The following is a 17,128-nucleotide window of genomic DNA, read 5'->3' on the forward strand; positions in this document are numbered from 1 at the left end:
TACCCAACGAATCGCAGATAGCTTTAAAGAGCTGGATGTCCTGCAGGAGTTTCCTAAAACGCTCGCGGAAATTTTAAACAAGGCCCACCACAAAGGACTGGATAACGAGGAATTGGCAGCAATCGTTAAGGTGATAGAAAAGCCAAAAGATTTATCCAATTTGTGAGGCAGCGTCTCACAAATTGGGCTGGTCGCATTAAGTAGAACTCTTGAGATTGACGATCCATTAGAAAGGTCTTTTTATGAAAATCAAGCGATCAATGAAAGATGGAACCACCCATGTCGAGTCCCATCGGAGTTTTATCGACCTCCAGGCGAAAGGGCCTTACCGGCTATGGCGCCACCACCATGGATACATCAAAAACCAAAAAGGTGTCCTGGTGCTAGACACTGTGGATTACCAATTGCATAGTGTCTTGGCTATACCTTCTGGCCACGATTGATTTTATTTCTGAAACTCTACCATTCCTCCGTGTAAAAAGTCAATTTGTTGACAAATTTTTGGAGGTAATGGATGGATTGTTTAATTTCGAAATAGGTTTAGGTTGAAAGTCCCCGATCCCCATGGGGGCGACATTTCTTTCATAGGAAATGGTTATTACCCCAGCTCCTTTTTTCAAAGGAGCTGGGGTTATTTTACACTCCCGGTCGGTATTCGTTCCCTCCAGTTTAAAGCCCAGTTTTTCGACAGCCCTTTTACATTTTGATTTTCGCTATCCACGAAACCCTAAATTTAAACTAATCCTATTTATTATCTTCAAACCACTTCACAATGGAAGGCATATTTTTTTCAAAACCACCGGGTGTAAGAAAGTTAAGCAATCCGGATTTTTTGTCGGTTTTGTTTTTAAAGTCGTGAGTTGTTTGAGCGGGAATTCGTAAAAAACTTCCTTTATCTGCATCAACCCATTTGTCTCCAACAAAGAACGAAATCGTTCCTTCCAATACAAAAAACACCTCGTCATTCTTTTCGTGAGAGTGTGCTCCGGGTCCTTCAGAATTGGGTTCTAGCCACCACTCTGAAACGCTATATTTTTCCTTAGTTTCGTTCTCATCTGCCTTGAAAATAGCAGTCATTGTTCCGCAATTGTAAATTCGTCCCTGTCCTTTGGCGAGGATAATGGTTTCTGTGTGGTCGCTTTTTTGTTTCATTAGATTAAAAAAGTATTCTAAGCAATTTTTCGGGCTTTAGCCATTTAGTAGTCTAAATATAGGACCACGCAGGTACCCGCTCTGTGTTTTTAATTTGCTGAATGAAGTCCGATTTTATTGCCCTCTGAATCAAGGAATAAGGCAAAGTAGCCGCTTTCATCTGCGTGAAGTGTTTTCGGTGTTAGAATTTTTCCTCCATTTTTTTCCACCTTATCCAGAATTACTTGAAGGTTATCTCCTCCATTCATATAAACGGTCACACCATCCGCTGAGGGGTTGTAACCATCTGCTTTAACGATAACCGCTGAAACCACTTGTGCTTCATAGGGGAAAATGCCCATTTGCATTCCAGGCATTTCCATTGTTTCAATTTTAAGGTCTAAAACTGCTTGATAAAATTTTACTGCTCTTGAAACATCCGTTGCGGGAATTTCGAACATAGCGATATAACTGTTCATAATTTTTGAGTTTGTATAGGTATCTTTTGTTATTGTTACGGAACGATATTTCTTATTTGCCATTTTTACAGTCTATTTTTAGGCAAAAATATCCTGAGGCCTATTAGAAAAATAGTAAAAATGCGACACGTAAACGCTATTTGTAGAATAGTGCCGAAAGAGCGAAGTTCTCATTACCTAAAAGTTCTTTCGGGGTGATTCCGATAAATTCCTTAAAATCTTTAATGAAATGATTCTGGTCAAAATATTCATTTTCATAGGCAATTTCAGTCAATGTCTCCGACTTTTGGTTGAGCAGCATCTGCAAGGTAGCCTGCAAGCGAATGACTTTGCTTAATTGCTTAGGACTAATACCAATTTGTTTTTTAAAGTGCCTTTCAAGTAGCCGTCTTTTCGATAAGTTGTCTTCCGAAATAACCTTTATCGCGGTACTTCCATTGGTCTTTAAAAGTGTATCAACAGTCGATTTAACAATGTTGCTTATTGTAGCTTTGTCATTGAGTTTTCTAAGCAGAAAAGCTTCAATTAGTTCAATTCTTTCCTGCGTATCTATAGCTTGTATAATTTGCTGTTCTAATGTATTGGCTGCCAGTTGTCCAAAAAGCTCAGCGACAGGAACTTCTTTGTCAACCAATTTTTCGAGTGGTGTGTTTACAAAGTTTGCGAATCCATGCGGGTAAAAACAAATTGCAATGGTGTCAACATTTCCAACTGGTAAAATATAGTAAGATTTTGTTCTTTGACCCATTACCATAGCATTGGGGTGGAGGATAAATTCGTTTTCAGATATGTATCTTTTTATTTTATCTCCCAGATTAAAAGTCATTTCGATACAACCGTCCGGAATGATTTTTTGCTTTTGATTATTAGGGTCAAAAGGTACATTCAATGTCCAATAGAATTTGACCAACGGTGCTAGGTCTGGTTGCGGGTTATATGTCTTGTAGTCCACCTGTACTGTATTTTGCCTCTTCGCAACCTCCCTGGCAACTGCCTTCTCCATGAGGTTGTTAGCTTTACGGTTATATTGTTTGTTAACGAATGTCGTAAATGTAAATTTACAAACAACCTTTGTTAAGGACAAAAAGACGAAGGTGTTTTGTCATAATCTGCCCCTAAAGTTGTCGTTTTCACTTCAGCCGCTTTTTTCTCCCGTGATGTACCTTTGAATCGTAAACAATTGATAAACATAAAGCTCATTAATTATGACAGAAGAAAAAAGAATCACGGTAGAGGCAACAGCAAATGCTCCCGTAGCAAAGGTTTGGAAAGCCTGGAATTCACCAAACGACATTATGCAGTGGAATACCCCTGACCCGAGCTGGCATTGCCCGGCCAGTGAAAACGACTTGAGAACAGGCGGTAAATTTAAGAATAGGATTGAAGCCAAGGACGGCAGTTTCGGGTTTGACTTCGAAGGCATTTATGACCACGTGGAGTTACATAAGGAAATTGCCTACACCATGCCCGATGGCCGGAAGGTTTCTACGCTGTTTACCGAGCAGGATGGCAAGACCAACATTCGAACCATTTTCGACCCGGAAACCGAAAACGACCCCGAATTTCAGAAGCAAGGATGGCAAGCTATTCTCGACAACTTTGTGAAATATGTTGAATCAACAAATTAATTAATCATTTAATAATTACAGTCATGAAAAAGAACAGAATCATTTTTTGGATCGCAACAATCATCATCCTCCTTTGGGAAGGAGCAATGCCACTTGGTTCGCTGCTGTTTGCGCCAGACCAAGCGACAGTAGGTACAAGGCCTTTGGGATATCCGGACTACTTCGCCTATGCGCTAATTATATGTAAAGTACTGGGCGCTTTGGCCATTTCGATACCTAGCGTGCCCGCCAAATTAAGAGAATGGGCGTATGCAGGGCTCACCTTTAATTTAATCTTTGCATTCATCAGCCACGCAGCCGTAGATCGGCATATCGGGTTTATGTTGTTGCCGCTCGTGATACTGGGCATTTTGGCTATTTCGTATGTGTATAGCCAGAAGCTTGTACGGAGTGGTAAGACGGACTATCAAACAACTGATCCATACCAACTGGCCGTTGGTGGAAACCGTTAGCCGGGCCGAAGGGCGGATTCCACCAGCAGCATAAGCGGGAGTGCTATTCTTATCACCGTTGCGGGTGATCACAGAACGGCACTCACGCTTTACCAAACCTACGCTTAGCGGCAACTACTGGAATAACCATCCTGGATTACTTTTAAATAAATTAATGTCCCTGACCAATTGCGCTTTGATCATCAGCACGTTGTCCAGCTGGTCCTTTTCCAGGCCCAGCTTTTTGCGTTCCAACGATATAACGTATTCCAGTAAATTCATGCAGGTCGTGAATTGGCCTGTCTTGATAATGTTGGCCAGTTGATCATTATCCCGGTCTTCTTTGTCAAACCATAAGGTGGTACCCATTGTTCTTGCCCGTTCAGCTATCGGCATCATGTTATCCAGATTCTCACAGAGCAGGGCTTTATCCTCCGCTGTCGCTTTCCAACCCAGGCGCTTTGGACTGTTGAATCGGTTGGAACGGCTCGCAAGATTATAGGAGCTCAATTCATAAATAAAATTGGACACGCGCCGGTTTTCCCAGCGCTCATCATTGTAAAACAATTCATAGATAAGCCTCCTAACATGCTTCAGGTTGACATCCAGCACCATGCTCATCACAGAAGTAATCCGCGCTTTCAGCATCTGTTCCAATACATTAAGTTTGGTCAGCCTCAGATAATCCATTATCTTGTTGATAATCCGGTCGGAAAATGATTGCAAGGGAAGGGCCGTCCGGACGGTTTTGAGCGGGTCAAATTTTTCCGGTTGCTGCAAAATCTCCCGGGTAACACGCCATTTCCGGGCCGTCCACATCATCATAAAAACCGCCGTTGCCATTCCGCCGAAAACCAAACCGGTATAGCGGGCGTAAGGCGTCTCAAAGGTGATGGAAACCGCGAAGCAGGCGATCGCAATTGCCAGTGCACCATTCTGGATACGCAATGGATACCTGACCGCCTGCTGAAACAGGTTGACATAGCGATCAATGCTTTTTCCCCGCCATCCTTTTTCCCCTTTCTGATCCGGTACTTTGTAATAATCCATGAAGTAACTGCTAACATCGGTAACGATCATCAGGTCGAATGGATCGGGTTTCTGTTTCCGCCTCCGTTTTTCATCAGCCAGCATAAGGCTTTTTAGTGCCTGATTGTCGGTAATCCCGCCATCCATCAATCCAAAAGAACGGATTTGAAGGGGATGCGCAGCGTCAATATTCTTCCTGCTTGTATAGTCAGACAAATGCATTTCCTTCTCGTTATAGTCAGCGTATACTACGGCTTCCCGAAGTTCCTGTGAGGTAAGAACCTTGTTATTATCATCGTTATAGGTGAAGTCTTCCGGAAATACAATCGGTTCAAGCCCCATTGGAAAGCAGGATGAGGCAGCTAGGACGTCGGCGAGTTTCAGTTTTTGAAAGCAGTCTATCCGTGTATCATCAAACCTCAGGTATTTATTGCCGATTACCTGGTACCAGCTTTTTGTGCCGTCGGTTTTAAATCTAAACGAGAGGCCGCGGTAGAATTCGGTCGCATTGCAACAAATCTCAAATTTTTTGACATATCTTTTGGTGGCATACACCGCCATCGTTTCCCCGTGGAAGAATTCATCGTCATAAACTTTTGCAAAGGAATTGATCAGATTCCGGCGTTTTTCGTTACCGGTTTTCCTCCAGTATCCGTCGTCATTCAACACGGAAAGGACATTCTCCAACAAATCTTCTCCATTTAACTTTGCCTTGGTCTTTTCATAAAACTCATCAAACGAGACACCCTTGTGCATGGCCGAGGTGTAAAGCAGATTAATAATAGTACCTCCGGAGGCTGAGCTTATGTAGCCGACGTGTTTTGTGAGCGGTACGCCTTCCAGTGTTAAATGCTCCAGATAGCTAAGGGCTCCCAAGGAGAAAGCGGCAGCCCTGAAACCACCACCCGAAAATGCGAGCGCGATGCTTTGGAAAGGATTATGCTGCGGCAGATCAGAGACTGTATTTTTCTTTGTCATAGGTACAGAAACAAATGGTCAGCACTGGAATAACTAAGAATACAACAAACTAAAGATAACTAAATATCTTTATGTCAGCAAGTTTATATAAAAATCCTGCGGTGATATTGCGAAAAGGCAACAAAAGCTGGCAGAAAAAATAAGGGGCTGGATGACTCCAACGATTCCGCTCTCCCGCCGCCTACAAGTTTTCGGTTCAGGTAATCGCCTATGCTCCGATAATGTGGGACTCCGCTATTCGAGATTTCTGTATCCCTTTCGAAAGACTTCACCCCGAGTGTGATTTTTAAACACCGTTAAATTCATCCCCAAAAAAATGAAGTTCATCAGAAACCCGGGGCAGGTTATAATAAATCTTACCTAGGAAAGTTTACTTTTGAAGATCGGCTCAACGAAGCAAATGAATATAAAGCGGCTGCTCATCTTCTTTTTCGCTACACTGATCTATGCGTTGTGTCAAATGCTTTTCAGCATTATCCTGATGAAAGAAGAGCTATGGCATAATTTTCACATCCAGCTATCCGCCCACTACACTGTCATCCTGGCCATGTGCATCGCAGACTACGGGCTGTTGCTGTTTTTGAATAGGTATTTGCCCTATTCCAAGAATATTTTTTACCGTATCGTGGCAGATATTGCCGGTATAACGGTAATATCCTTGATAGTAATGGGGATTTTCAATTACCTGATCTACGAAGTACTGCTGGTTCCCCAAGCGGGAATGCCTTCTTTCCTTGTCAAATTTGCGTTTGCCATGACAACCAATATTCCCATCCTGTTGGTATTCGAGTTGATCCATTATTTCCAGTCCGAGCAAAAAGCCATAGCCGATTCCGAAATAGCCAAACGAAAGGTGCTGTTGTTCCAGCACGAAACACTAAGGGCACAGATAAACCCGCATTTCCTGTTCAATTCGCTAAATGTGCTGTCTTCGCTAATCTACATCAATCCGGACAGCGCCAACAAGTTTACAAAAGCGCTCTCAAAAACCTACCGGTATGTGCTTTCCCTTACCCGGCAGCCGGTTGTGTCGGTGGCGGAAGAACTGGATGCGCTGGATGCGTATATTTTTATGATGCGGACCCGGTTTGAAAACGCGTTTACGTTTACGGTAAATAAAACAGCGGTCTGTGAACAGCATCAGGTTATTCCCCTTACCCTGCAACTGCTCATCGAGAATGCATTCAAGCACAATAGTGCAACCGAAGAATCACAGCTGCACATAACAATTACGATCGATAGCGACTACATAACGGTTGAAAACAACATCCAGCCGTCAACCCCTGCGGATAAAGGCGGCGTCGGATTGAAATACCTGGTCAAGCAATATAAAATGTACGGTAAAGAAGTCATCGTGGCGCATACCGAACACGTATTTATGATAAAAATCCCCTATATTCAGTCATGAAGTACCTGATCGTAGAAGACGAGCAGCTTGCTTACGAGGAGCTGAAGCGTATGATTGCAAAATTGCGCCCCGATTATGTGCTGGAGAGCCATACCAAAACGGTCGTTGATACCATCGGGTTTCTGAAAGCAACTGCCGTTGACCTGATCCTGATGGATATCCGCCTTGCAGACGGCAACTGCTTCGAGGTGTTTAACCACGTGAAAGTGACCACACCGGTGATCTTTACCACGGCTTACGATGAGCATGCCATCAAAGCGTTCAAGCTAAACAGTGTCGATTACCTGTTAAAACCGTTTGATGAGCAGGAACTGGAAGCGGCACTGACCAAGTTTGAAACCATCTTTAATAACCACCCGGATAAGGCCAGTCCCCGGAATGTTGAACAGCTCCTGCCGCTCAAAACCAAGAACCGTTTCCTGATAGCCAAAGGGGAAAATTACCATTATATCGAAACCACGGATATCGCCCATTTTTATAGCGAAGACGGGGTCGTCTTCCTCCACACATTCAACGATCGGCGGTACATCATTAATTATACGTTAGACCAATTAGCACAGCAGCTCGATCATCGGCTGTTTTTCCGCGTATCGCGCAACTGCATCGGCCATGTAAAAGCGATAGAAAACGTCGCCAAATACTTCAACAGCCGGCTGAAGCTTTCCTTCTCACCGGAATGCCCGCACAAGGTTTTGGTGAGCCGGGTGCGCGTTCCAGACTTTCTGAAATGGATGGACGGGATCGTGGAATGACCAGGGGCCTTTGCATGTAGCGGAATAGTGCGTATATTCGGTGTGGATAGTAAGAAGGAACAGTGAACTACCCATGTTAGCACAACTTTTTAAATATACAGACCGGTTTGTGAACTTCTCAAGTGCAGACAAAGAGTTGTTGGCTGCTGCACTGTCATTCCGAAAAGTGGATGCAAAATCAGAATTAGTTTCATACGACAAACGGACAGACAATTTGTTTTTCTTACTCAAGGGCTGCGTACGGAAATACTACGTGAAAGATGGCGAACAACTCACGATCTATCTTATGACCGAAGGTAATTTCATCGGAGCGTTTGAAAGCTTCATCACGGGAATGAGAAGCAAAGAAGCGATTGAAACACTTGAACCCGCTGAATTGCTTGTCCTCAACAAAAATGATCTGGACCGACTTTACGAAACGATTCCCTCAATGAACGAGTTTGTGAGAAAAATTCTGGAGCAAACGCTTATTCAGTTTCATCAAGCCTTGGCTTCATTTGTTTTAGACAAACCAGAAGAACGCTATATCAATTTGCTGTCGCAAAACCCGGAACTTTTTCAACGCGTTCCTCAACATATGCTGGCTACTTACCTAGGCATTACGGCGACCTCGTTAAGCCGTATCCGCAAAAGAATCTTTGGAAAGGTGTAATCATACGTCTTTTCTTGTCTTTTGTAAACGTTTTTCGTTTCTGCGCTTGCCAACTTTGCATGGTATAATTTCTAAACATGCAAAGAATGAAACAAGTATTTGTAACTGGCGGTTCGGGTTTTGTGGGGCAAAACCTAATCCCCATGCTCATCGAAAAGGGTTATCAGGTAAAAGCACTGGCGCGTTCGGCAGAAGCCATTGAAAAAGTAGAACGCCTAGGAGCAACAGCGATTAAAGGTGATCTGAGTGACAAGGAAGCGATAACAGACGGCGTAAAAGAATGTATTTCGGTATTCCATTTAGCGGCGTCGGTCGATTTTTTTGCCTCTGAACAAGCTCTCAAAAAATTGCACGTTGAAGCGACCGAACGCTTAGTGTCGGCTGCAAAAGATGCCAACGTTCGAAAGTTCATTTACCTGGGTGCGGCATCCGTAATTATGAATGGTAAACCGATACGGAACGCTGATGAAACTTTTGTCTCAGACAACATCATTGACGGCTATTCAAGAACAAAACTGCAGGCCGAAAAGCTGGTTTTGCGTAGCAATACCAAAACGTTTCAAACGGCGTCACTGAGGCCGCCATTGATCTGGGGTAAAGGCGACCCGAACACATTAGCCGGAATCATCGAAGCGGTACAGAAAGGGCGTATGCGATTTATCGACGGAGGCAACCATCGGTTTGTTACCTGCCACGTGAAGAATGTCTGCCACGCGCTGTATCTTGCAGAGCAATCCGAACAAAGCGGCGGAAAGGCATACTTCCTAACTGACGGAGAAACGCCCATTTTCAAAGACTTTATTACGAAATACGTAGCAACGCAAGGTGTAAGCGTTCCGGATAAAAGCGTCTCCCTGTCAACGGCAAAAAGGGCGGCAACGGTAATGGAATTCGTTTGGAAAGTGTTTGGATTTAAAGGACACCCTCCCCTTTATAAAGGGCTTGTAAATACTTTGGGTTTGGAATTCATTACCACCGACAAAAGAGCAAAACAGGAACTCGGCTATAAAACACTTGTAACCATAGAACAAGGACTGGCCTTTATGAAGAATTAAGCACTGGTACCGATTATTCTAATGTTCTCATGTTGCAATTCATCCCGCTGATATTGAAGTCTGCAGTTTATTGCTTTCTGTTTTGTCCCATTCCGCTTTTTTTTGTTCAAAAAGGAATAAGCGAAAACACAAATCATGAAGTTGACATCATTTTGTTTGGCGGCATTGTTTATGCTGCTGGGTCTGGGAGCAAGGGCACAACAGCTGTCTTTCAAGACGGAGTACATTGGGAATTCGGGGTACTATTACCTGCCTCCCGGTGAAAAGCCGCGGGAAAAAATCGGTGACGCCAAAGGCTCGGCGATGGTCTATCAGGGTGCATTCAGTATGCCCTTATCGATGAAATTAAATGCAAACAACCGTCCGACTGCCTGGGGCGTCGGTCTTGGTGCCGCGTACGTTTCGTTAAAAAACCAAAATTTCTCGCAGCACATGGTCTCCGAAATCGTGAACCTACAGCTGCGCGTTTACCACTTGCGCCCGTTGAACGATAAATGGTCGATGCGGGCGAGCGTAGGAGCGGGGATATTTACACCCACGACCGATTTTTCCCGAATCGGCTTCAAAAACGTGCTTGGGAGCGGGGGTGTGGTGTTTATCCGCCACCTGAACCCCAACCTCGATATCGGCGGCGGTGTGGCGATAAACAGTTCCCTCGGGTATCCGATGGTGTTTCCGGCCGTCTATGTCAACTGGCGGCATGACGGGAAATTCGACGTAACTATTGAGCTGGTCGAAGGGTTGGATGTGTCGGCGGGTTACGGCTTCAATGACCGCTTCAAGCTGTCGTATGCCCTTGAAATGAACGGGCAGGTCGCTTTGCTCAAAAAGGACGGCAAAGACGTGATCTTCTCGCATCAATACATCGTTACGGGGTTTCGGCCCGAATTAACGCTTGGCAAAACGGGGCTGTCGATGACGGCGATGGCAGGGCTAAACCTGTTCCGTCCGGCATCTTACAGCGACCGAACCTTGAAAGGGGTGTTTGCCGGGGATAATGACTATCATTTTTCGGCCTCTCCCTATGCGTCAGTAGGGTTAAAAATGAAGTTTTAAGATGAACCCGAAGCGAGCCGTACTGAACGTAGCCTATTGGGGCGTTTATGGAATTACTTATGCCGTAAGCCTGCTGCCCATCGCATGGCTGTATGCGATGGCTTCTTTGACGTTTTTCCTCGCTTATTACCTCATCGGGTACCGGAAAACAACGGTCATCCAAAATGTGGCGCGTTCTTTTCCGGATAAGCGATATGGGGAAATCCACGCCATCGTAAAAAAGTTCTACGTGTGCTTTTGCGCCTATTTTGCTGAAATCATAAAAGGCGTCTCTGCGCCGATAGACCTACTGGAGAAGAAGATCATCTTCGAGAATCTGGGGTTGATCGACCGGTATATCAACAGCGGGCGCAATGTGATTGCCTGTCTGGGGCATTGCGGCAATTGGGAGATGCTGAATGTGATGCCCTATAAAATGCGCCACGAGGTATATGCCGTTTACAAACCCCTCCGGTCGGCAACGATGAACCGGCTGATGGCCAAGCTCCGGTCCCGTTTTGGCATGAAGTTAATGTCTGGTAGCGCCGTGATCCGCCACATGCTAGCTAAAAAAACACGCCCGGCGGTCTACCTGTTTCTTGCTGATCAATGTCCGCACATTAAGGAGGATAAATACCGGTTTACGCTATTGAATCAGGAAACCTATGTTTTTTCGGGTATGGAAAAACTGGCTCGCGCAGGTCGGGCGGCCGTGATCTACCTGCACATTACGCAGGTATCAAAGGGACACTATAAAATAGTCTGCGTACCCCTATGTGCCGAAGCCGAAGCGATGGACGACGGCGAAATCACCCAGAAGTACGTTGACCTGCTGACGGAAAATATCCAGGAGGAACCATACGGCTGGCTGTGGACACATAAGCGATGGAAAAGATGACGCGCTGGTGGATATTGATTAATTAGCTACATTTGAAATTGTCTCAACAGCTTCAAAAATGACCGATAAAGAAGATATGAAGATAAGGGAGCTCCTCGGGTCGGAACCCATCCCATACGATCTACTGCTGTTGGCAGATGAGACGATTGCGGCAATAGATAAATACATCCACGAAGGCAATATTTACGTCGTCGAAGGGGAAATTAAGATTATTGGGGTATATGTGCTCTGTCCCCTCCATACCGAAACGGTAGAGTTGAAAAACATTGCCGTTGCCGAGGCATACCAAAGCCGGGGCATCGGAAAACTTATGCTGGCCGATGCAGAAAAACGGGCAAAAGAAATGGGATTTCGGGAAATCATCGTGGGCACGCCCGATATCGCAACCAAGCAGATCAATTTTTACCAGAAAGCAGGCTTTGAACGATTCGCCACCCGGAAAGACTTTTTTTTCCATAACTACGCGCAACCCATATACGAGAACGGTATACAACTGAAGGATATGGTGATGTTGCGAAAGCTAGTTTCAACTACGTAGTCACCTTAACGGAAAGCCACCTCGAGTAACAAGCCGGGCATGAGACGGTAAGCTGGATCTGAACACTACGGGTACATTTGTTGACCCTGAAAGGAACAAGTTTAACGTGTTGCTTATTTAAAATTGACTTATTAATTTCTACCTTTGTCGAACTAACGAATGATTTTATGTTTAATGCTCCATTCAATTCGGATATTGTACTGTAAACAATCTGTATAATACAGTGCAGATTGTCCCATCGTTCCGCTCAAATAACCCTATTTGAGAAAAATCTTTTATTGGCATAGTTAATTTAAAATGCGTGCGATACAAAGGGATCGTTGTCTGCGTTTGACAACAACCTGGCGATCATGAACGCTAGAAACATACCAAGTGGTATTCTACCAAAAGAAGTGGATGCTACGACGGTACATTTATTCATGCTTAACATATAAAGCCATGATCAATTTAGAAACGTACGGTTGGAATAACAGATTGGACCAACAAAAACAAAAATCAATACATAAGGCGTTGTTTCATGGGCGAATAGCCATTGTGCATCGCACCTGCTATGAAGTAGTTTCCGAAGGTGGAATTTTTCAATGTGAACTGACCGGAAGCCTGCTATTCGGAAAATCGGCCTCTGAATTGCCGTGCGTTGGCGATTGGGTGATTTTTCAAGCCTTTGATGACCACAAAGGAATCGTAGTTGATATGTTAAGCCGGGAACGGACGTTGTATCGCAAGAAAAGCGGTACGGTTGCAGATCGACAAGCCATCGCCTCGCATGTCGACAAAGCATTTATCGTGCAAAGCCTCGACGGAAACTTCAACGTCCGTAAGGTCGAGCGTTTCCTGGTTCAGATAGGTGAGGCAGGGATCGAGGCCCTCTTGGTGCTTAACAAAGCGGATTTACGCTTTGACAAGGAACCCATCGACGAAGCGATCGAACACCTAGTTCATCGGATGCCGGTATACTTCACTAGCATTCATCAACCCCAGACGATACGCCAAATAGGGGAGTCCATTAGCCGTGGCGAGACGGTTATATTCGTCGGTTCTTCGGGCGTCGGGAAAAGTTCGCTGGTAAATGCACTTTGCGAGCGCCCCGTATTGGCTACTTCCGATATTAGTTTTTCCACAGGAAAGGGACGGCATACTTCGACTCGGAGAGAGATGGTATTGATGGATAACATGGGCATTTTAATTGATACGCCTGGCGTTCGTGAATTCGGGTTAGCGATTGATGATCCGGATTCACTTACCGAAGTAAAAGAATTTCCCGACATTGCGGAATCATGTCGTTTTGAGGATTGTGAACATATCAACGAACCTGGCTGTGCGATTCTGGAAGCCGTAAATAATCGTACACTGGATCGTAAGGTCTACGAAAGCTATATAAAACTCCGTAGGGAGGCTTGGCATTTCTCGGCATCGGAACACGAAAAGCGTAAGAGAGAAAAGTCCTTTTCGAAAATCTTGGAAGAAGTAAAGCAACGCAAAGCGGACCGTTAATGCTTTAACGGGCATCATCCTATTGGCACTCCATCCCTGCTTCGACAGAAGCAGGGATTATGTACGCTATACCTCCAAAAGGAGCGAACCTATTTTTGATGAGTGGAGAGCCGTGATGCTTCCGAAACGGATATAAAGAAGAAGCAGCTAAGAGAGTGAAAAAAGCCAGCCGAGGACGGTCTATATAGGCTAGATCTACTGTTCGTTTACCCGGTTATATAGACTTACAATTTCTTCTACAACTAAATCCGGTTCGTCGTAAAAAACATAGTGATCGGCATTTTCGACTAAGACATATTTTCGATTCTTCTTATCCATGGCGAATCTTCTTAGGCCATCTAAAAACAACTGCCGATCATTCCCGTCAAACGGTGTTTTTCCAGAAGCTATCACGGTTAGGGGTATTTGGATGGATTTTGAGACTTCACGCATTGCCTCACTGGTATTCTCATAATTTAAAACGAGGTGATAAAAGCCAATACTTTCCTTTTTAATGGATGCTAGGCTGTCCATAAAGAGTTGTTTAGTCTGCCTGGCACGTTGCGTGGTCATGAAATCAGGGCTCACAATATCAATGAAAACAGCTCCCTTTACCTTATCCGGGGCATTGGAAATGAATTTCATGGCGTAATTCCCTCAAGGAATGGGCAACCAAGAAGTACGCTCCGTCAAATTTTAACTGTTTGAGGCATATCTGTAAATCGTTCACCTCGCTAGTAATGTCTATCTGGTTATTGTCAATTCCGCTTGCGCCAAATCCCGCCCGATCGTAGGTGACGAGTGGCGACCCGATATGTTGCCGGAGCCGTTTACACACTTCGTTCCAAACGGATCCATCATTTCCAGCACCTGATTCAAAAATGATTGGGATACCAACCCCCGGAGTCACGTTAAAATGGAGTTGATAGTTTCCTACGTTGATAAGGGTGTCTGTTGGTTGCCCTAGGGCAACTGAACCGAAGAAGATGCCCAGCGCTAAAGTAAGCATGGAAAGGACTTTCATGCAGTTCGTTTGTCTATTGCCCAAATATACCGCTAAATTCCGCTATTCCAAGTTCTATACCTCTTTTCGAAAAATTTTATCCCACGTGTGATTTTTCGTTAGCTTTCGCGACTAATTGGGATATAGTAATAGCAAATGTCAGCAAATACGGAAACATATACCAATGACTTTCTCGGCCTAATATCGGCCAACGAACGGCTAATTTATAAGGTATGCCGGGTATATGAGAGCGATGCCGACATACGTCAGGATATGTTCCAGGAAATTGTGTTACAGGCATGGAGCGCGTATCCGAGATATCGGCGGGCTGCTGCATTCAGCACATGGCTTTATCGAATCGCGCTGAATACGGCGATTACTTTCCAGCGGAAAACCAAGCGAAACATGGTGACCAATGTGGCTGAACTGCCGGATGTACACGTCGTGACATCAGATGGTACACATGAAAAGTATGAAATGATGTATGAGCTGATTGCATCGCTGCCTTCGATGGAGAAAGCATTGGTCATGCTTTATCTGGACGACTATCCCTATCGCGAAATAGCGGATATGCTGGGTATTTCCGAAAGCAACGTAGGTACCAAACTGGCACGCATAAAAGATAAATTGAGGAAACAAGCCGCCGTGCTTAATAACGTATAAGAATAGACGATGGAACTTGATGAAATGAAAAAACTTTGGCAAACGCAGCATGCCAATTCCGTTGCTTCGAATGAAAAGGGTGAATGCCCAACCACCCGCTGCAAAAAGGGGCAGGCGCGGGTTTCCATTGCTTATCCCGGCGAGCAGGATGCCGAGCGTGTTGCTTCGGAGAAGTCAAATGGATACCTTACCACGATCCTTAGAAACGAGTATACAGGCCTTTCGCTCGTCATCATCCTGCTTGTCGCACTTTTGTCCCTGACAGACCGGGCTCTTTCGTCTGTTACGGCTATGGCCGGATATATCATCTTGTTGCTCAGTCTGCTTGCCAAAATTTGCACAGCGGTTTATAAGATTGTATTGATAAAGCGGATAGACCTAGCGGCAGATTCCCTCACCGATTTCGCGCTTAAAATGGATCGATTTCATTTATTGGTCGCCAAAGAGCGGCTAGTTGGCTTGTCGTCAATTCCCTTTGGCCTGGTCTCCCTCTACCTGTTAATCGATGGTTATCGATTCCAGCAACTAATTGATATCCTGCCCAGGCTGATCATATCCATTGTGCTGGCAATTGCGATTTCCTATTTCATGTATAAGAAAAGCTATTTCGATAAAATTAAGGACATAAAAGAACACATCAAAGCTGTCAAGCATTTTCGGGATTCAGCTTAAGGCTGAATCCGCAAAGAATAATCCTAATAGCTACCGCCACGCGCTAACGTAGCGACATCAATCCTTCAAGGCGTTAGATTGCAAGCCGGGCGAATATTTTGCAAAACGATCACATTTCTAGCGAGCTTTCCTTAAATTTGACACATGAGAATCGCATTGGCTTCCCCTCCGATTTGCCCCGACAATGCCCAACGGCTCGCTTGGCTAGGCCAACTTACGGAGGCCGCCAAAATGACCGGTGCATCGGTCGTTTGCTTCCCCGAGTCGTTTCTCCCCGGATATCGGGGCATGGGTTATGCCGAAAGCGAGCGGACGCCAGAGGCCCTAGAAAAGGCGTTGGCCGAAGCACAATCCATTGCCGCCCGACATCATATCGCTATCATTTTGCCCATGGACTGGTATATCGATGGAAGCGTGTACAACGTGGCTCAGGTCATAGCTGCAGATGGGAAGGTGTTAGGGCATCAAGCCAAGGTACAGTTGGATCCCTCCGAAGACGATTGGTGGAATCCGGGATATACGCGGCACATATTTGAGGCGGACGGACTGGTGTTCGGCATCGCCATCTGCCACGAGGGGTTCCGTTATCCCGAAACCGTGCGGTGGGCGGCACGTCAGGGAGCCAAAGTGGTGTTCCATCCGCACTTCTCGGGCGGGAATGAGGCCGGCGTCACGCTTCGGGAATGGGGGCACAAGGACAATCCTTATTATGAGAAGGCCATGCAGATGCGGGCATTGGAAAACACGATATATTTTGCCAGCGTGAATTATGCCACCACCTACCAGGAATCGGGTTCTGCCATCATCGCCCCGGATGGCACATGCTTGGTTCATCAGCAATATGGCGAGCCGGGAATTACCGTAACTGATATCAATTTGGGAAAGGCCACCGGGTTTTTGGCAAACCGGTTTAAGCCGATTGGATAGCAACGCTTCCCAAGGATGACATGTTAACCCATTTTCAAAGAAACAGCACCTGTTGCAGAAACTTCCATGCAGTCATTATTCGGTACATACCAATCCGATGAACGTGTGGACGAGATATTGGAGAAATAGGTAGTTCGCGTGTTTTCAAGCGGTGTGTTGATGTCATATGTCCCTCGATTTCATTCCTTCGGTGGCGGAGATCGTTCGGCGGTTTTCTCCAGCCATGCGACGATGTCGTCGAAAACCAGTTTTCGATCACGCTCGTTGAGTACCTCGTGGCGCATGTCTGGGTACAGTTTCAGCTCGGCCCGCTCAAAACCACAATAGTTATTAGATTTGGAAACCAATAATCCGAGTTGATACGAAACTTTCAGAT

The 17,128-nt window shown here is 45.2% G+C and carries 21 protein-coding genes; 14 read left to right on the top strand and 7 right to left on the bottom strand.

All coding sequences use genetic code 11. The annotated features are described in order from the left end of the window. Positions 1–242: 242 nt before the first annotated feature. Positions 243–443, top strand: coding sequence for a hypothetical protein (locus tag ACFOET_RS18030; RefSeq protein WP_379025257.1), 201 nt, complete (start codon positions 243–245; stop codon positions 441–443). Between the two features lie 301 nt (positions 444–744). Here the strand turns inward: ACFOET_RS18030 and ACFOET_RS18035 are convergent, their stop codons facing one another. The 3 genes from ACFOET_RS18035 to ACFOET_RS18045 form a co-directional block, all read right to left on the bottom strand. Continuing rightward, positions 745–1,152 carry a cupin domain-containing protein gene (locus ACFOET_RS18035; RefSeq protein ID WP_379025259.1) on the bottom strand — a complete coding sequence of 136 codons (408 nt, stop codon included), beginning with the start codon at positions 1,150–1,152 and terminating at the stop codon, positions 745–747. A gap of 89 nt (positions 1,153–1,241) precedes the next feature. Continuing rightward, positions 1,242–1,673, bottom strand: a complete 432-nt coding sequence (locus ACFOET_RS18040) for a VOC family protein (RefSeq protein WP_379025260.1) — start codon at positions 1,671–1,673, stop codon at positions 1,242–1,244. Positions 1,674–1,746: 73 nt separating this feature from the next. Next, positions 1,747–2,613: an AraC family transcriptional regulator gene (locus ACFOET_RS18045; protein ID WP_379025262.1), complete on the bottom strand. Its 867-nt coding sequence runs from the start codon at positions 2,611–2,613 to the stop codon at positions 1,747–1,749. Between the two features lie 202 nt (positions 2,614–2,815). Between ACFOET_RS18045 and ACFOET_RS18050 the strand changes: the two genes are divergently transcribed. Both ACFOET_RS18050 and ACFOET_RS18055 read left to right on the top strand, forming a co-directional pair. Then, positions 2,816–3,238, top strand: a complete 423-nt coding sequence (locus tag ACFOET_RS18050) for an SRPBCC family protein (RefSeq protein WP_379025264.1) — start codon at positions 2,816–2,818, stop codon at positions 3,236–3,238. Positions 3,239–3,261: 23 nt separating this feature from the next. After that, positions 3,262–3,690, top strand: a complete 429-nt coding sequence (locus tag ACFOET_RS18055) for a DoxX family protein (protein ID WP_379025266.1) — start codon at positions 3,262–3,264, stop codon at positions 3,688–3,690. Between the two features lie 114 nt (positions 3,691–3,804). Here the strand turns inward: ACFOET_RS18055 and ACFOET_RS18060 are convergent, their stop codons facing one another. Next, the gene (locus ACFOET_RS18060; protein ID WP_379025268.1) at positions 3,805–5,676 is read right to left on the bottom strand and encodes a patatin-like phospholipase family protein; all 1,872 of its coding nucleotides are present in this window, start codon (positions 5,674–5,676) and stop codon (positions 3,805–3,807) included. Between the two features lie 400 nt (positions 5,677–6,076). On the opposite strand from ACFOET_RS18060, the gene ACFOET_RS18065 reads away from it, so the two are divergent. The 8 genes from ACFOET_RS18065 to rsgA all read left to right on the top strand — a co-directional run bounded on the left by ACFOET_RS18065 (position 6,077) and on the right by rsgA (position 13,508). Next, a complete protein-coding gene (locus ACFOET_RS18065) occupies positions 6,077–7,084 on the top strand; it encodes a sensor histidine kinase (RefSeq protein WP_379025270.1) in 1,008 nt (335 codons plus the stop codon). Next, complete coding sequence (locus ACFOET_RS18070; protein ID WP_379025272.1) at positions 7,081–7,836, top strand: LytR/AlgR family response regulator transcription factor; 756 nt, start codon at positions 7,081–7,083, stop codon at positions 7,834–7,836. Before ACFOET_RS18065 ends, ACFOET_RS18070 begins: the two co-directional genes overlap by 4 nt. A 73-nt stretch (positions 7,837–7,909) precedes the next feature. After that, the gene (locus ACFOET_RS18075) at positions 7,910–8,488 is read left to right on the top strand and encodes a Crp/Fnr family transcriptional regulator (RefSeq protein WP_379025274.1); all 579 of its coding nucleotides are present in this window, start codon (positions 7,910–7,912) and stop codon (positions 8,486–8,488) included. An 86-nt stretch (positions 8,489–8,574) separates the two neighbouring features. Beyond that, positions 8,575–9,543 carry an NAD-dependent epimerase/dehydratase family protein gene (locus tag ACFOET_RS18080; RefSeq protein ID WP_379025276.1) on the top strand — a complete coding sequence of 323 codons (969 nt, stop codon included), beginning with the start codon at positions 8,575–8,577 and terminating at the stop codon, positions 9,541–9,543. 135 nt (positions 9,544–9,678) lie between these two features. Next, positions 9,679–10,599 carry a DUF6268 family outer membrane beta-barrel protein gene (locus ACFOET_RS18085; RefSeq protein ID WP_379025278.1) on the top strand — a complete coding sequence of 307 codons (921 nt, stop codon included), beginning with the start codon at positions 9,679–9,681 and terminating at the stop codon, positions 10,597–10,599. A 1-nt stretch (position 10,600) separates the two neighbouring features. After that, complete coding sequence (locus tag ACFOET_RS18090) at positions 10,601–11,476, top strand: lysophospholipid acyltransferase family protein (protein ID WP_379025280.1); 876 nt, start codon at positions 10,601–10,603, stop codon at positions 11,474–11,476. Positions 11,477–11,552: 76 nt separating this feature from the next. Continuing rightward, positions 11,553–12,014, top strand: coding sequence for a GNAT family N-acetyltransferase (locus ACFOET_RS18095; protein WP_379025282.1), 462 nt, complete (start codon positions 11,553–11,555; stop codon positions 12,012–12,014). Positions 12,015–12,452: 438 nt separating this feature from the next. Further along, positions 12,453–13,508 (top strand): ribosome small subunit-dependent GTPase A, encoded by a 1,056-nt coding sequence (gene rsgA, locus ACFOET_RS18100; protein WP_379025284.1) that lies wholly within the window; start codon positions 12,453–12,455, stop codon positions 13,506–13,508. Between the two features lie 195 nt (positions 13,509–13,703). Here rsgA and ACFOET_RS18105 read toward each other — a convergent pair whose 3' ends face one another. Together ACFOET_RS18105 and ACFOET_RS18110 are read right to left on the bottom strand one after the other, a co-directional pair. Next, positions 13,704–14,132, bottom strand: coding sequence for an alpha/beta fold hydrolase (locus ACFOET_RS18105; RefSeq protein ID WP_379025286.1), 429 nt, complete (start codon positions 14,130–14,132; stop codon positions 13,704–13,706). Continuing rightward, entirely contained in the window at positions 14,104–14,511 is a 408-nt protein-coding gene (locus ACFOET_RS18110; protein WP_379025288.1) for an alpha/beta fold hydrolase, read from the bottom strand. The genes ACFOET_RS18105 and ACFOET_RS18110 overlap by 29 nt, the downstream gene beginning before the upstream one ends. 135 nt (positions 14,512–14,646) lie before the next feature. On the opposite strand from ACFOET_RS18110, the gene ACFOET_RS18115 reads away from it, so the two are divergent. The 3 genes from ACFOET_RS18115 (at position 14,647) to ACFOET_RS18125 (ending at position 16,752) form a co-directional block, all read left to right on the top strand. Then, the gene (locus ACFOET_RS18115; protein WP_379025290.1) at positions 14,647–15,153 is read left to right on the top strand and encodes an RNA polymerase sigma factor; all 507 of its coding nucleotides are present in this window, start codon (positions 14,647–14,649) and stop codon (positions 15,151–15,153) included. Positions 15,154–15,162: 9 nt separating this feature from the next. Then, positions 15,163–15,825: a hypothetical protein gene (locus ACFOET_RS18120; protein WP_379025292.1), complete on the top strand. Its 663-nt coding sequence runs from the start codon at positions 15,163–15,165 to the stop codon at positions 15,823–15,825. Positions 15,826–15,969: 144 nt separating this feature from the next. After that, positions 15,970–16,752, top strand: coding sequence for a carbon-nitrogen hydrolase family protein (locus ACFOET_RS18125; protein WP_379025294.1), 783 nt, complete (start codon positions 15,970–15,972; stop codon positions 16,750–16,752). Between the two features lie 179 nt (positions 16,753–16,931). Here the strand turns inward: ACFOET_RS18125 and ACFOET_RS18130 are convergent, their stop codons facing one another. After that, the gene (locus ACFOET_RS18130; RefSeq protein ID WP_379025296.1) at positions 16,932–17,099 is read right to left on the bottom strand and encodes an alpha/beta hydrolase; all 168 of its coding nucleotides are present in this window, start codon (positions 17,097–17,099) and stop codon (positions 16,932–16,934) included. Positions 17,100–17,128 lie beyond the last annotated feature (29 nt).

Origin of the sequence: Parapedobacter deserti, from assembly GCF_042646065.1 — a bacterium.
GTDB lineage: Bacteria > Bacteroidota > Bacteroidia > Sphingobacteriales > Sphingobacteriaceae > Parapedobacter > Parapedobacter deserti.